The sequence below is a fragment of the Planctomicrobium mucosum genome (genome assembly GCF_051466335.1).
In the GTDB taxonomy this organism is placed as follows: Bacteria; Planctomycetota; Planctomycetia; order Planctomycetales; family Planctomycetaceae; genus Planctomicrobium.
Genome location: NZ_CP195793.1, coordinates 2970122 through 2986284, shown reverse-complemented (window position 1 = coordinate 2986284; position 16163 = coordinate 2970122). Strand labels below are relative to the sequence as shown.

Sequence of the window (16163 nt, the reverse complement as noted above, 5' to 3'; positions counted from 1 at the left end):
GAGATTAAATCTCAATTCACTTTTCGCGGCGTTTCTGTTCCGGTGCTCCCGGAAGAATTCGAGCTTCTGGATCGCTCGGAAGTCGATCCAGTGCTAAAAACGCGAATAAATCAGCGAGCTCTTGAGGGGTCAGCAGTTTCTCAACATCTTCAGGCATCAGAGAAAGGTCGCTGAGCTTATCTTCATCAATCTGATTTCGCGGGATGGTTTCCAGCTTCCCTCCCTGAATTTTCAACACAACTTTCTCTTCGCTGTCTTCAACTGGCAGGCCGATCAGAACACGACCATCTTCCGTGGCAATCATGCGGGATTGGTACCCCGGTCCAATGACTGCCGATGGATCGAAAACATTCTGGAGCAGCTGTTCCCAGTTATTTCGACCGTTTCGAGTGATGTCCGGCCCCACGTCTGCACCCTCACCGTAGATCTTGTGACACTGAGCGCAGACCTTTTTGAATGCCAGAGCCCCCGCTTCCGGATCACCGGGAGTACCGTGCAGGAAATCTCGCATCGAGTTCAAAAGATGCTGCCGGTCAGACTTCATCCCTTCGCGAACTGTCCCAAAGTGTTTCGAAACGAGATTCTGAAGAGCTTCATCCTTGAATGATCGAAGCCGGATCAACTGATTGAGGTTCACGAACGATTTGTCCACTTTTCCGGAATCAATCGCCCTTAACAACGGGAGGCTCCACATTGGACGCTGCGTGAGGATTTCGATCACTTTGGGTTGAACATCCGGTTCAAAATTCGAGAACCGGTTCAGCATCACGTCAGCGACACGCGGAGAAGCGAGGCGTCCCATCGTTTCAAGAATTGCGATTCGGGATCCAGGCTCGACCTGAGGATTTGCGATCAGAACTTCGAATTGATCGACAGCCTGAGCATTCTGAATCGCCACCAAGCTTCGCAGCGCATCGATTTTCAGACCAACGCCTGATTTGGGGTCGTTGAGGTAACTCAAAATCGTTTCAGTGGCAGCGGAATCACCGGCCAGAGTCCGCACCATAGCGGTGATTTCTGCAAGTGATCCAGCCTGCGAATCAAATGAAGTCTTCGCTGCGTTCAGAATCTGGACCCGTCGATCCTGATCGAGAACTCCTTCATCGAATGCTTTGCGGAGGATCCAGAGACAGTCTGCGCGCGTTCCGTAAGGAATTTCTTGGTTCTGCAAAATGGCAGCGATCGCATTTCCAATCAACACGCCATCAATCCCGCGATTTTCACAGACGACGAGCAGCGAGCGAGAAAGGATCGGCCCCCAGTTCTCGAGTTCAGCCTGATGCTCCACAAGCAGATTGAGATACGCTGACGCATCCAAGTGAATGCGGGTGTTCAGATTTTCCCAAATGATCTGGTGAATCGCGACGTCGTTCTCTGGAGATGCCTCCAAAGCCGTCAACAGGGATTCGAGTGCAAGTTGAGGATTCTGGATTTTTGAAATCCGAATCACTTCCTGCAAAAACTGGCTCGGTGAGGTTTCAGCGATCTGCTTCAGCTCGTCACGTGAAGGAACATCCGGAGTCTCCACACCCACCACGTCAGTCGCTGACAGCCGGACCAACCAGGGATTCAGTGCGGGGTCATTCAGTTTTTTCAACTCAGCGATCTGAGCTGAGTCGATTCCCATCGCCGCGGCTGCATAGACCGCCGAGAGTCGATATTTCTCAGGCTGAGATGAATCTTTGATCAACTGAATGACCTGATTCAAACTCTCTGGCCGACTTCGTTCCCCGAGGAGTCTTTGAGCAGTCTCTCGGAAATAGACATTCTTACTCGACAGGAGAGCAATCAATTCATCGTCCGACTTCCGATTCAGATCGAATGGCTTCGCGTGTGGGTTGTCCTGATAGCGAATCCGGTAGAGTCGCCCCTTCGCACGATCGACCCCTTCAGGATCTGCGTTCGCGTCCTGATAGCAGTGATATCGATCGTACCAGTCCAGTACATAAAGGCAGCCATCTGGCCCCACCTTTTGCGCCACCGGCATGAACCACGCATCGTTGGCAGACAACAGATCCGCGAGTTGAGGTTGCGATTCGTCTCCGGTCTTTCGGATCACACCATATTCATCGTTCTTCCACGCATCTTTTTTGGGAGTGAATCCTGGATGTGGACGCCCCTTGTATGTGCTTCCATTGCGCTCGACGATATCTGCATTGAGGCATGCACCGTGAATGTTCCCCATGTAGAGAACGTTGCTGTATTCAGGTGGATAAGCATCAGAGTCGAACCAGACGATACCGCAGAATGCTGCCTTCTGGTGTTTGTGATCCACAATCGACCGCATTGGCCATGTGTGTGGCGGATAGGGGCCACCCTGTCGAATGTAGTATCCCGTCTCGACGATGTGCCACAGATGATCAATCACGCAAGCCGAGAGGAAGAATTCCCCCTCGGCGTTCACTGCGATCCCCCACGGATTACTTGTTCCCTCCGCAAAAATTTCGAACGTCTTCTTCTTGGGATGAATGCGGAACAAAGCGCAAGTGAAATCCCAACCTGGATGTTCTGGAGTATAGTTTGGATTCGCTTCGCCGTACTTGACGCTGCAATAGTTGAAGACGCCGTTCAACCCGTACAAGTACCCATCTGGGCCCCAAGTCAAAGAGTTGGGCAACTCGTGAGTGTCCGTGCGGCCAAATCCAGTGAGAAGAACAGTCGAACGATCAGCCTTTCCATCTCCATCGGTATCTTCAAGGAACAACAGGTCAGGGGCGTTGACGACCCAGACACCGCCGTACCCGACAGCAATCCCCGAAGGAATATTCAGTCCTTCAGCGAACACTGTGACCTTATCTACCTTGCCGTCACCATCGGTGTCTTCCAAGGTTTTGATGGTGTCGCGGCCGGGACCAGGAGATTGACGCGGGTATTCAAAACTCTCCGTGACCCAGAACCGTCCTTTTTCATCGATGCACATGCCAACCGGATTTTTCAAATCCGGTTCTGAAGCAACAACCTCGACGCTGAATCCCTCGGGGACAGTCATGCGCGCTGCCGCCTCTTCCGCAGAATAGGAAGCATTGGGCGGTCGGTCATGACGGCGAGGAATGTCGATTTGGTCCGCTGCAAACAGTAAAGATGGAAACAGGCAGCCCATCCCGAGAGTGAGGCAGGTAAGTCGATGTTTCATGCGTTGAATCTAGGCGAGGATGAAGGAAACAGCGTCGTGAGGCGACGAGAATCGTCTCACTTCAACCGCTAGTCTTATTGAAACCGAAATGAAAGCAACGCAAGGCACACCGCGTCGTTCCCATCAACAAGTTCGCATATCGCATTCTGGAGAGTTCATGGCGAAAACGGAAGTGACTGCTGCTGTTTCAGCTCATCATTTGCTCTCACGTCGACCATGTTTCAATTTGATTTCCCGCACCTTGCAGACGCTGTCGTCGAATGCTGTATAATGACTGCTGAATCAGGACAATAGTTTTGAGGCGACAACGCGGCCGCTTCCAATCCCCAATGGACGGTCAGTGAAGCAGCAGACAGAATTCATCGAGACAAGCCATGAACCAAGCGATTGCCAATCCAGCAGACCTTCGAGCATTCGCATTGAAGCTCAAGCAGTTCAATAATTCCCTTTCCGATCAGGCAGCAATGCTGCTTTCACAGTTGGATGCATTGAGTTCGACTTGGCGGGACCAGGAGAACCAAAAGTTCTCGGAAGAATTCAAGGATCACATTCGGCTACTCGCTCAGTTTGTCGAGGCGAATAACAACCACATTCCGTACCTGATGCGAAAAGCTGAACGCCTGGAAGAATACCTTCAGCAACGGTAACCGGTCGACTCGATCACAAGCAGCTCTGACCAGAATGGGAGCTCTTCAACTCGAGAGTGAAATCCGTGCCACCTGCGTGCGAGAACACGAGTCGAAAGCATGTGAGAGAATTCGTCGGCCGTCGGGTCACGCACGACGAATCGCGGAGCAGAATTCACTTCTTGATCAGTTGAAGGTTCTGAATCTGAATAGAACCGGGGCTCTGACCAACAATCACGCCAAGACGGTTCTTTCTCCGCACTGCGTCACTGACTCGAAATGTGAATTCGAATTGTTGAAATGCCGGTTCGAGTCGAATCTCTTCATGCAATCCGATTTCATGCCAATCGTCTTCATCAATTGAAGCGTTCAGCACAATGACGCGAGAAGTGGTGGCTTTGATTTCACCAGAAACGGTGTACGTCAGCCCCTCCTGAAGATCGAGATCCCCCAGGAAAACTTGCAAATGCTCCGGGTGGGCGGTGGTTTGATCGATGGTGATGTCGACCACGTTCCCTTGAACACTGACTGAGCCTCGCGCTCCGTTCAGTTGATCCACGCGCCAGGATTCAGCCGAAGTGACTCCGGGCAACAGATTCGCTGCCAGCGACAGTTGTGCGACACAACCAACGACGATCGCACATACGGCGGCGAGAAGTTTTCCAGAGACAAAAACACGCATCACAAGAACGCTCCAACAACTTCAAAACAGACATCTGATTCGAAGAACACATCCAGCGCAGTCAAACTAGATGTCAGTTCACCAGGAAATCCGTCTCGCATTTACGGGAGCCATAATGACGCCGTCGTCCAAACCTCCAGTTTGGAAAACTCTTTCAAGAACTTGAAGTTCATACGAAGGAATGTCTCACTGACCGCAAAAATTACGGTGCTGTAAACATTCAATATCGTGATGATTATTATCATCAATCTCGGATTGTCAATCACCTGAAATCGTTCTGCGCAAGAACGTTCGGATTCTGTGTATAACATGGAAACGAATTACTTTGCGCTGAATTCGTGAACCATGTTGACGAGTGCCTTCACATTGTCTGGATTCATATCGGGTTGAACTCCATGTCCCAGATTGAAAATGTGCCCCGGGCGCCCACACGCTCCTGCGAGAATCTGTTTCGTCCGAGCTTCCAGTGTTTTCAAATCGCAGTAGAGCGATATCGGGTCCATATTCCCCTGAACCGCACGATCGAATCCGATGATCTTTCGGGCTTCCGATAATTCGATCCGCCAATCGACTCCGATGACTTGCCCACCCGCCTGGACTTGATGAGGAATCAACGCAGGGTTCCCGGTCAGAAAGTTAATGACCGGAACTCCGGGAGTCACCGACTCAATGAGTCTCTTCGTGTACGGGAGTACGTACTTCACGTAGTCTGCCGGGCTGAGACATCCCACCCAGCTATCGAAAATCTGCACTGCCTGACAGCCCGCTGCGATCTGAGCATTCAAGTACACCGCCAGACTGTCAACCAGTCGGCTCATCAGGGCATCCCATGCTCCGGAGTCGCTGAACATGATTGACTTTGTGCGGATGTAATTCTTCGAACCTCCCCCTTCAATTGCATAAGAGGCGAGGGTGAAGGGAGCACCTGCGAATCCCAGCAGCGGGATATTTGCGGGAAGATCTTTACGGATCAGCTTGACCGCTTCGAATACGTAATTCAGGACGCTCACATCGTCAATCGCCTGAACGCGATCGACATCCAATCCGCTCATGAGTGGATTATGGATGACCGGACCTTCTCCCTTCTGGTACTCCAGATCGAACCCCATTGGTTCGAGAATCGGCAGCAGGTCCGCAAAGAGAATCGCTGCGTCGACTCCCAGTACCTCTCGAGCAGTCAATGTCACTTCGGCTGCCAACTCTGGACGTTTACAGAGTTCGATGAATGTCACTTTACTGCGGACTGCCATGTACTCGGGCAAGTAACGGCCAGCCTGTCGCATAATCCAGACAGGGGTGCAATCTGTTGGCTCGCAGAAAGCAGCCTTCATGAACCGTGAGTTGCGAAGTTCTGGAGTCAGCGACATTCGATGGCTTTCGATCTTTGGCAGGTCGGACTGTCGATTTCCTGTTTCAACCGAAATCGACAGACTGTTTGGGAGTCAGCGCCTCTTCAAAATGACTCGACGCGTGTTTCGGAAGAGGCGACCAACTTGAATATTGAGGCAGGGGGACGGTGGCTGGATTCGCTCGGGAACCTATGCCGTCGCGACGCCGAGTTCTTTCAGTTTTTCAAGCACTCGGTAAGTGAGTTCCGTCAGGTTTTTTCCAGTTGCAGAAGAGATCTGCATAACTGGTTGACCAATACTCTTACTGAGCTCTTTCGCGCACTCGTCCGCACCTGGAAGTTCGCATTTAGTGATGACAATGAACTCAGGGCGATTCAAAAGATCTGGATCGTAAAGTTCCAGTTCTTTGCGAATCTGATGGTAATTCTGCACTGGATCAGTCTGATCCATCGGATCGGGCTCGATCATATGAATGAAGACACGCGTACGTTGCACGTGCTTGAGAAACTCATGACCTAAACCGATACCTGCATGGGCACCTTCGATGAGCCCGGGAATATCGGCAAGCAGGAAGTAATCATCGTGCCCCACCTGTACCATTCCCAAGTTGGGAAACTTGGTGGTGAAGGGGTATGCAGCAATCTCTGGTCGAGCACGAGACAGGCGACTCAGGAGCGTACTTTTGCCGGCATTCGGCTTTCCGACGAGTCCGACATCCGCAATCAGTTTCAGCTCGAGTGTGACTGCCCGAATCTCCCCCGGTTCGCCATCTTCCGTGGTTCGTGGAGCGCGATCGACGGAGGAAGCAAACCGCTTGTTCCCACGTCCTCCCTTTCCGCCACGAGCAACTACCATTTCTGCTCCGTGGCTGAGCAATTCCGTCAGTACGAATCCGTCAGTGCGATCTTTAATGATGGTCCCGGGTGGAACCACGATCACCGTATCCAGTCCCGATTTCCCGGTGCAAAGCGAACCTTCCCCAGGGCGACCGTGTTCAGCCTGCCAATGGTGATGGCCCACCAGGCTGTACAAGCTTCCCAGGTTTTCATCAGCGCGGATGATGACGCTGCCACCATTTCCACCGTCGCCGCCATCCGGCCCACCGCGTGGAACGAATTTCTCGCGACGAAAGCTACAGCACCCTTTGCCACCGTCTCCGGCCTGGCATTCCAATTCGACGCGATCAATAAACATGACAACTCATCAACAAAACAAATTCTTCGGAAGTCGAAGTCGGAACAAGCGGTGACGTCGACTCTTGTGTCGACACAATTCAGCGCCTTATTCCCTGTGGTGTACGGAGTGTACGCATTTGGTAAGCCAGAAACTATCTGACAGCCAGAATTACGGAGAATGAACGTGAAAACTCGGTCGCAGGCAGCGATTTCACCCGCCGAATGCACTGTATCTCTTGACTCCGTAATGAAAAGCAACCCGGTTCAGCACGAAAAGACTCACGACCCAAAGCACTTCCACCACCAAAAGATTGATCAATTCCGGCTGGGAGTATTTTCCGAGCCAAATCGCTGCGGGAGTATAGGCAAGAAACTGAAAGGGAGTGAGCGAAACGACTTGTTGAACCCCCTCCGGAAGGAAATCGAGGGGGATCATGTGTCCGGATAAGAAGAAGTTGAACATCATATAGATGAACAACAGCGAACTGACTTCAAGGAACCAGAACGCAATGAGCCCCAGCAGCGATTCAATCAGGAACCCCAGCAGAAACGCCATCACGAGACTCGCCATAAAAGCTGTCACCGTAAAAAGATCGGGAATGTCTGGCAAGTAGGCCCGACACAACCAGAAAACCAGGGCGAAGGGGCCCGCTGCCACCCCATAATAGACCAGTTTGTGGGCGACACGATGCCAGAACAGGTAATTCAATAGGTCGACAGGCTGCGTTAGAAATTTCTTGATGGACCCGTCGCGGACTTGAGCGGCGATTCCGCTGGCGAGCCCCGGCATACTCGAAAAAGCACGCCCCACCATGGTCAGCAGGTAATAGGCGACCATGTTTTGGTAAGTGTAGCCGCCGATTTGCTGATGCTCGCTTTTGGTTCCAACAGCGAAAATCGCTCCCCACATAAAGATTTGCGTCACGATGGGGAGAAAGCGAAACAACGTCCCCAAGGCGAAATCTGCCCGGTAAACCAGTCGTTCCTCAATACACGTTCGCAGAATGATCCTGGTGACGCGAAATCTGGAAATCAGCGATTGCGAGAAGGATTCGGACGCAGCAGACATGTTTCGTAAGTGTTCCAGAATTCTCGGTAGTCATCGGATTCTCGTACATCGGCCAGTTTGACACACTTGCTCATTGGGTACAAACCAGTTTCCGCAACCGTCTCCAGCCAACCTCGATTCGATTGGATGAATGCTCCTGAGGCGCCTTGAACTTGGACGGAATGCAGAAAACAATATTGCTGAAACACTTTTGAAGGAAGAAAATGTCGACCGAAGCCAATGTCCTCGTCTTGAGCAAAGACCTGTTTTTCACCAGCCAGATCCACGGAGCGGTGCAACGTGCAGGGAGGAAGGGACGTACCTGTCTATCCATGAATGGGTGTCTCCAACAACTCTCAACCGGTCCTCACGACTGCATTCTCATCGATCTGGAGATGCCGGAACTCGACTTCGCCCGCTTGCGTGAAGCAGCGGGTCCCGACTGCAAAATGTATGCATACGGGCCCCATGTTCGGGTTGAGTTGTTTGAAGCTGCCCAAAAAGGGGGCTGTGACGCGGTTCTGACACGTGGGCAAGCGTGTGCAAAAATCGAGGCTGCGTTGCGAAACTCGGTCGTTCAATAGGAGACTTCACAAGGAGACTGTTTTGTCGCGAACCACTTCTGGAATGCGGAGAGATTTCTCGACTCGTTTTTTCCCTCGACCCTCGTGAATTCGCCTGATTTTTCTGATCTTCGATGCTGATTCCACGTATCCTCTTAATATTTAAGTGCACTCGGCAGCAGTTCGGCGGTCCTTTCGATGTGCGAGGATCGCAATATCTGGAACCGCTCGAGTTTAAATTCGGTTTGACAAGTCCCCCAACTGGGATCGGTTCATGTTTGAGCAATTCGAACAGTCTCCGCGAAGCTCGGAAAGTCTTCACAAAAAAGACAGTCCGATCGTCCGCGGTCTCACTCTGACAGTTGCCTTTCTCGTCTCATTGATTGGTGGCGCGCTCCCAGCGCAAGAGAAAGCGAACGAACAAGCGACTGCCGAGCCAACAGCCAGACTCGTGACGGTGACTTCCCCCATAGGCGACGAGGTGCTTGGACAAATCCGCAGAACGGCTCTGCAGCTTCAGGATACAGCTTCCCGCGAAGGGCGCGCTGGCTACCTGATTCTGGAGATCCAGCCTGGATCTAGCTCTTTTCACAACTGTTATGCGCTTGCCGACTTTCTGACTGAAAATCCACTCAGCAACGTCACGACTGTCGCATACATTCCAGAGACTGTGAACGGGTTCAATGTACTGCCGGCACTCGCTTGTCAGCAAATTGTAATGGGGCCAAATGCCTCACTGGGCGACATTGGATATGGAAAAGCGGTCCAAGCGGATCAACAAACGATTGTTCGAGGGATCATCGAACGTCGCAGAAACCCTCGAGTTTCGGTTCCACTCGCGAATGCTCTGATGGATCCGCAGGTATCGCTGGTTCAACTACAGATCGAACCAGAAGAGGGACAAAAAGAGACGCGGCTGGCGACTTCCGATGAAGCGAGGAAACTTCAGGATGAAGGAAACGTCATCCTGAGCACGAAAACCGTCATTGAACCGGGCACTTCTGGGCTACTCTCTTCGGCTCAAGCCAGAAACTACGACATCCTCGCACTTCGCACAGCTTCAAGTCGTCGTGAGCTGATCGAAGGACTCGGGCTGTCGGTTGACGCCCTTAAGGAACTCACGCCAGCGGCCCCAATCAAAAAAGTCGTTTACATCGAGCTTCATGATGTGATCGACGAAGTCTTCAAATCATTTGCCCAAAGGCAAATTGAACGCGCCGTCAGCTCCGGGGCAGACCTGATTGTCTTTGAAATTGACACCCCAGGGGGCTTGTTGACAGTGTGCGCGGATCTTTCTCAGCAGATCTCGGACTTGAGCAAACGGAAGGTCAAAACGGTCGCGTATATCCCGCGTGAAGCAACCAGCGGTGGAGCGATCCTCGCAGTGGCCTGCGACGAAATTTACATGAAGTCGGATGCGAAAATCGGAGACGCAATTCCCATCAACCTCATGGGAAAGGCGATCGTCCATGCGGAAGAGAAAATCCTGAGCTACGAACTCGAAATTCTTCGACGGCTCGCGGAAGCAAAGAATCGGCCTGCCGCCGTGCTGGAAGCGTTTGCTGATAAAGATCTGGAAGTATTTGAAGCGACGAACAAAACAACTGGACGAAAATGGTTTCTGTCTCAACACGAACTTGCTGCTCAGGCAGAAGAATGGATTCCCGGTCCGTTGGTTCCTGAATCCCGCAAGGGAATTGCCATCATGGTCAATGGTGCCCGAGCTCATCAACTGATGATCTCAGAAGAGCCGATTCGTGACATCGATGAGCTGAAATCCCGACTCGGCATCTCTCCCGAGATGCCGTTTCGTTCAATTGGAAGAACTTGGGTCGACTCGCTGGTCTTCACGCTCAACCACCCAGCGATGACGGGGTTTATTTTCTTCCTTGCGATCATTTGCATCTACATCGAACTCGGAACGATGACCGGGTTTTTCGGCATCTTATCCGCCCTTGCCTTCGCAATTTTCTTCTGGAGCAAGGTGATGGGAGGGACGGCCGATATGCTGGAACTCGCTCTGTTTGTTGTCGGAGCTGCGTGTTTGCTCATCGAATTCTTCGTGATCCCAGGATTTGGTGTCTTCGGTGTATCAGGAATTCTGCTTGTACTCGGCTCACTGATTATGGCCAGCCAGACCTTTACCGGATTCAGCTTTGAGCAGGATCTTTCCAGGGCGGGCCAGACGGTCGGAACGCTGACCGCATCGCTTATACTTGTTGCGATTGCAGCTGCCATCATCAGTCAGAATTTTCACCGAATTCCGATTCTCAAAGAGATGGTGCTGGTCCCTCCGGGAAGCAGAGATCTCGACGACGGTGCCCCTCGATTGAAACCTGAACTCGCTCCGGAAATCGCAGTTCTGCTCGGGGCGACAGGCAATGCGGTGACGATTCTCCGACCTTCAGGGAAGGCGAGGATCGATGGAAAGCTCATTGACGTCGTGAGCGATGGCCCATTTGTTGAAAGCGGGGCCGCCGTGACTGTCGTTGAGGTGAGCAAGAACCGAATCGTCGTCAGAGAAATCACCTGACCGTCGCGACAGAGGGTGTGCCGGCAACGAGCGGCAATCGCCGCTCAATGTCGGATGTGATCGCCGCCAAACAGCCAAGTGCACTTGGGATTTGTATGTCCCCGTCAGTTCGATCGAACCAGAGTCGGATTGTGGATTTCTGAGCGAGTCTATCCAAACTCACAAATCGGCTCGATTGCCTCCTTCCGAAGCAGGGTGCCCACCGAAATAGGCCCCTGCATGAAGGATGGGACAGACGATCCGCTATTCATCAGCTTTCGGTTTGAATTTCAGTGAAACCGAATTGATGCAAAATCGTTGCCCTGTCGGTGTCTGTGGAGCGTCGTCGAACACGTGTCCCAGATGCGAATCACAATGCGAACAAAGAACTTCCACGCGTTCCGGAAGAATACTTCGATCTGCAACGAGTGTGACCTTTTCGCCGGCTTTCGCAGCATAAAACGCGGGCCAACCACAACCCGAATTGAATTTTGTATCCGATTCAAAAAGCTCGGTGTCACACGCGGCACAGGAATAGGTGCCCGGTTCGAAATGGTGGTCGAACTTGTTGGTAAACGGCCGTTCCGTACCTTTCTCACGCAGCACATAGAACTCTTCTGCAGTCAAACGCGACTTCCACTCTTCCTCGGTCAATTTCAATTTGACAGCCATCTTGGACACCTCTGCCTGATCTGGATCTGTGTGTTCGGAACCTGCATCTTCGATGGTCAGGACTTCCGTGTTCACCTGTTCGCTGGCAGGTGCTTGGGTTGAATCACTTACCCGGTTGCAGCCTCCCAACAATATGGCTGCCACGAGCGTAAGCTGGCCCCGCTTCATCGAAGCACGATTGACGATTGAGGTTTTCGGAGACTTAGAAACTTGTGATGCCGTTCTCATCGAATCAGTAGCCCTTCAGTCGCAACTCTGGAATGCCAATCGACAGCATGCGGGAATTTCCCTCACAGTGCAATTCGCCTATTCGCTTCCAATCTTAATGAAGATTTTCATCCATGTCTCCCGCATCATGCGACTGAAGTCATTTGCGAATACTCTCGAACATGTCACTTCTGCGCGCATGAGGTTTGGACGCCGAATTGTTTGCAGGAGAATGAGAACACGACTTTGTCTGACAGCTTCAGATTCAATGACGTTTCGAGTCAATCTTCTCAGTCACTTGCAGAATCTCCTTGGCGGAAACCTCAATCGCTTGATCTTCAATGACGGATTTAAGGAATATATTCCGTCAATTCTCTCGCGATCTTTTTTTCGGTTTTTCTGTCGGAATTGAGTTAATTGTGCGTATTGGCAGCGGGTTAATTTTTGCAGCGTCCGTGCGACCACTAGTCGGATGATTAATTCTTTAACTCATTCCTCTAATTGTGGATACGAACAAACTTAAAACGAGCTTTGAAGACAGATACGAGACAAGACTTCCCAAAATCATGCATTTTATTGATCAATATTAGATTGGGACCGGGTGCAGAGACGGAAATCTCTAAAAAGCAATAGAGGATTTCCTTGGATTTTTTTCAAACCCGTCCCAAGATCACTTGCGAATTATCAACGTGTACGACACGATTACAAAAATGCGTCAATATTATATGCAAAGGATTCTTAAAGATCTTCTCGGAAATGGCAGAAATCAAGCAGATCATTCTCCTTTTTCACGGGAAGATTCGGAGAGAAACCCTTTTGTAGTATCAACTATTAGCAAATTACTGCAAAGAATTTCGTCTACATGTGATTTCAATACAATCTGTCACGGATTGAAATCACAGACCTGAAACACAGAAATTCTATGCAGTTCAACTTGTGTTCCAAGCGAAGCATTTTGAGGTTCAGATGACTCAAGCGATTCAGGATCAAATTCAAATCTTTGACCACGGTTCACGTCGGCAGCGTGTCGTCCGAGAAATCCTAGTCGGACTTTTCACAGGACGCTTCGAAGTTGGACAGCGGATGCGAGTCGAATCACTCGCCGAGCAGTTTGAGGTCAGTGCTACTCCTGTTCGTGAAGCTCTCGTTGAGTTGGCAGGGGTTGGAATTGTCGACTTGCAGCCTAATCGTGGTGCCGTTCTACGCCCGTTCGGTGCAGAGGAAATCAAGCAGATCGTTCAGGTAAGGCGCATTCTCGAGTGCGAAGCTGTGCGGACATCCTGCGACCGATTCGCTCCGTATGAACTTGCAAGTCTCGAACAGGAATTGCTCGCTCTGAATGACGCTCCGCGTGATGCGGTGTGGGCTCAGAAGACACGTGAACTGGATAGTCGACTCCACAATTTGATTGCGGAACGATGTGGCAGTGACCGTCTCGCCCTGGAAATCGGTCGTTACGCGGTCCTTTTCAACGCACTTCGCGACGCTCTGACGGAAAAACGCCCTGACGGTGTCGGGAATTCTTACGCAGAAGAGAATGCGGAGCACCTTGTCATTGTGAGAACTCTCGCTGCTCGCGACCCTGCGGCAGCGGTGGCGGCAATGGCGTATCACATCAATCAGGCAGCGAAAGTTCTCCTCAAGGAACTTTTCGGCGCTGAAGAATAAGCGAGCAGCGTCTCTGCCGAACCGATTCACTTAATTGAAGGCTCATGCCGTTTTCAGGGCATGAGCCTTTTTTCATTTCAAAGGTCTTCCTCTGAATCCAAAAATCGCAGCGGCTCTCACAAAGTGCGCCACCGTCGACGAAAAATTCACGCTCTCCTCGATTTCGTTTCCTGCAGGAACAGTCTACAACCAAATCCGGAGTTTTAGTGTCTGCTCACATGTCGTCTTAACGGCCAGGAAACCTTGCTCGCCAGCCTCTCGCATTACGAACTCACATTGTTTCTGTTTTCGATCGGTCTCATGCTGGCCGCTGCCAGAATATTTGGCGAAATCGCTCAATGGCTGAGACAACCGGCAATCGTGGGAGAATTGCTTGCGGGTATTTTCCTTGGACCATCAGTTCTCGGCGCACTGTCTCCTTCGCTTTCCCACAGCCTGTTTCCCCAGGTCGGTGATGTCGCAACGGTTCGTGAAACGTTTATGACATTCTCCATCACCTTATTTCTACTCGTGGCAGGGTTGGAGGTGGACCTCTCATCGATCTGGAAGCAGGGGGTAACTGCTCTGAAGGTCGGGACTGCCGGGATGGTTTTCCCACTCTCACTCGGATTTCTCAGTGCGTGGTGGTTTCCGGAATTGATTGGCAAAGAGACTGCGACTGACCCCTTTATATTCTCGCTGTTTTTCGGAACCGCACTTTCAATCTCCGCGCTCCCCGTCATCGCAAAGATGTTGATGGACCTCAACCTCTTTCGCAGTGATATGGGGATGGTGATCATCAGCGCCGCGATCCTCAATGACCTCGCCGGCTGGGTGATTTTTGCCATCACTCTCGGAATGATGGATCAGGTGCATACTCAGACAATGCCCATCTGGGGAACGATCGCCTGCATCCTGCTTTTTTCGGCAGGAATGTTAACTGTCGGCAGATGGATGATTGATCGAATATTGCCGTACTTGCAGGCATACGGTCACGGCCCCGGAGCAGTTTTCAGCTTCGCGCTTGTACTCGCTTTAGTCGGAGGAGCGTTCACAGAGTGGATCGGGGTTCATACGATTTTCGGGGCCTTTCTGGTGGGGGTCGCGATCGGCGATTCTTCCCATCTTCGCGAGCGAACGAGAACAACGATCGACAGCTTCGTCTCTTTCATTTTCGCACCTTTGTTTTTCTCCTCGATCGGGTTGAAAGTTGATTTCGTAACACACTTCGACATCGTCACAGTCGTCGTCGTGCTTCTCATCGCCTGTGCTGGAAAGCTCATCGGATGCTGGATTGGGGCAGCCTGGGCAGGGTTGCCGACGCGCGAGCGGTGGGGCATCGGATTCGGGATGAACGCTCGAGGGGCGATGGAGATCATTTTGGGAATGCTGGCCCTCGAAGCTGGGGTGATTGGAGAGTCGCTATTCGTGGCGCTGGTGATCATGGCGATTGTCACATCGATTCTGGGCGGCCCGATGCTTCAGCTGATTCTTGGGCAATCGCGACGAGCAACTCTGGCAAATATGCTTTCCAAACATCGATATATTCATCGGCTGAAAGGGAGGACTCGACGCGAAGTCATCGAAGAGCTCGCGCACGTCGCGTGTAGCGTCAACAAGGTCGATGCAAATGAAGCGATTTCAGCGGTTTTAGACCGCGAAGCTGCCAATTCCTCGGGGATCGGGAAGGGCATCTCGATTCCTCATGCTCAAATCTCGGGCCTTGCGGCTCCGATCCTCGCCGTCGGCATCTCAGAGGCTGGAGTTGACTTTGGTGCTCCTGACCAGACTCTCGCCCACATGATTTTTCTCGTGCTGACTCCTGATGAGCGGAGCAATTACAATCAACTCCAACTGAACGCGATTATCGCCGAAGCGTTTCAGAATGAGAAGATTCTGGGCCGAATCCTACAGGCAAGAAATTTCACCGGCGCACTCGCTGTCCTGAAAAGTTGACCCGTCACACCGAGTTCAAACGTACACCGCAAACGCAAAAGAGGAGCCAGCATGTGTGCTGACTCCTCTTTTGGCTGTTGCCCTGGACGCGAAGGACTATTTGCCTTTGAGGTCGAACGTGAATGTTCCCCCTTCAGAAGGAACATCGGCCTTCAATTCTGTGCGATTGAAGTTGCTGTATCGCGGAGGAAGAGACTCGAATCCCCCTTGGTTGGTCGGCGGCGGAGCGCCGGGACTTCTGTCGATTTTCTTCCCCCCCGGTCCGATGTAGTGGCTCACAGCGACTCTGTATGCGCCCGGAGGAGCCCCGTTTCCACCCCGAATTTGAGCGAGCTCAAATTTTCCTTCGGCGTCAGTGATCCCGGCACATTCGCTCCCTTGAGCTTCTGTAGTGGGGATGAAAATCACTTTCGCGTCGGACAAGGGGGAGCCGTTTTTGGTAACGACTCCTGACACTGGAACTGTCGCTGGTGCTTTTACTGCTGGAACCCCGCTTCCACACCCTGAGAGAGTCGCTGCCGAGAGAAATGCTAAGGTCATCGACTTCAATGACTGTGTTAACTTCATGATGAAACTCCATGACTTCAAACGAC

12 protein-coding genes are annotated in these 16163 nt (G+C 51.7%); 5 read left to right on the top strand and 7 right to left on the bottom strand.

The genetic code is table 11. The annotated features are described in order from the left end of the window. Nucleotides 1–16: 16 nt before the first annotated feature. On the bottom strand, nucleotides 17–3133 hold the full coding sequence (locus SH668x_RS11995) for a PVC-type heme-binding CxxCH protein (protein WP_437185298.1): 3117 nt from the start codon (nucleotides 3131–3133) through the stop codon (nucleotides 17–19). Nucleotides 3134–3507: 374 nt separating this feature from the next. Between SH668x_RS11995 and SH668x_RS11990 the strand changes: the two genes are divergently transcribed. Further along, nucleotides 3508–3780, top strand: coding sequence for a WXG100 family type VII secretion target (locus SH668x_RS11990; RefSeq protein ID WP_437185297.1), 273 nt, complete (start codon nucleotides 3508–3510; stop codon nucleotides 3778–3780). 154 nt (nucleotides 3781–3934) lie between these two features. Here SH668x_RS11990 and SH668x_RS11985 read toward each other — a convergent pair whose 3' ends face one another. From SH668x_RS11985 to SH668x_RS11970, 4 genes are all read right to left on the bottom strand, one after another. Further along, complete coding sequence (locus SH668x_RS11985) at nucleotides 3935–4441, bottom strand: hypothetical protein (protein WP_437185296.1); 507 nt, start codon at nucleotides 4439–4441, stop codon at nucleotides 3935–3937. Between the two features lie 320 nt (nucleotides 4442–4761). Further along, a complete protein-coding gene (gene hemE, locus SH668x_RS11980; RefSeq protein ID WP_437185295.1) occupies nucleotides 4762–5808 on the bottom strand; it encodes a uroporphyrinogen decarboxylase in 1047 nt (348 codons plus the stop codon). A 171-nt stretch (nucleotides 5809–5979) separates the two neighbouring features. Beyond that, entirely contained in the window at nucleotides 5980–6984 is a 1005-nt protein-coding gene (obgE, locus tag SH668x_RS11975; RefSeq protein ID WP_437185294.1) for a GTPase ObgE, read from the bottom strand. Between the two features lie 192 nt (nucleotides 6985–7176). Further along, nucleotides 7177–8034 (bottom strand): ABC transporter permease, encoded by an 858-nt coding sequence (locus tag SH668x_RS11970; RefSeq protein WP_437185293.1) that lies wholly within the window; start codon nucleotides 8032–8034, stop codon nucleotides 7177–7179. Between the two features lie 203 nt (nucleotides 8035–8237). Between SH668x_RS11970 and SH668x_RS11965 the strand changes: the two genes are divergently transcribed. Then, nucleotides 8238–8597: a hypothetical protein gene (locus SH668x_RS11965; RefSeq protein ID WP_437185292.1), complete on the top strand. Its 360-nt coding sequence runs from the start codon at nucleotides 8238–8240 to the stop codon at nucleotides 8595–8597. Nucleotides 8598–8850: 253 nt separating this feature from the next. Beyond that, nucleotides 8851–11109, top strand: coding sequence for an NfeD family protein (locus tag SH668x_RS11960; RefSeq protein ID WP_437185291.1), 2259 nt, complete (start codon nucleotides 8851–8853; stop codon nucleotides 11107–11109). 243 nt (nucleotides 11110–11352) lie between these two features. Here SH668x_RS11960 and msrB read toward each other — a convergent pair whose 3' ends face one another. After that, nucleotides 11353–11760, bottom strand: a complete 408-nt coding sequence (msrB, locus tag SH668x_RS11955) for a peptide-methionine (R)-S-oxide reductase MsrB (protein WP_437188541.1) — start codon at nucleotides 11758–11760, stop codon at nucleotides 11353–11355. 1173 nt (nucleotides 11761–12933) lie between these two features. Between msrB and SH668x_RS11950 the strand changes: the two genes are divergently transcribed. Together SH668x_RS11950 and SH668x_RS11945 are read left to right on the top strand one after the other, a co-directional pair. After that, nucleotides 12934–13635, top strand: coding sequence for a GntR family transcriptional regulator (locus SH668x_RS11950; RefSeq protein ID WP_437185290.1), 702 nt, complete (start codon nucleotides 12934–12936; stop codon nucleotides 13633–13635). 276 nt (nucleotides 13636–13911) lie between these two features. Next, nucleotides 13912–15570, top strand: coding sequence for a cation:proton antiporter domain-containing protein (locus tag SH668x_RS11945; protein ID WP_437185289.1), 1659 nt, complete (start codon nucleotides 13912–13914; stop codon nucleotides 15568–15570). A gap of 96 nt (nucleotides 15571–15666) precedes the next feature. Here the strand turns inward: SH668x_RS11945 and SH668x_RS11940 are convergent, their stop codons facing one another. After that, on the bottom strand, nucleotides 15667–16137 hold the full coding sequence (locus SH668x_RS11940) for a carboxypeptidase regulatory-like domain-containing protein (protein ID WP_437185288.1): 471 nt from the start codon (nucleotides 16135–16137) through the stop codon (nucleotides 15667–15669). Nucleotides 16138–16163 lie beyond the last annotated feature (26 nt).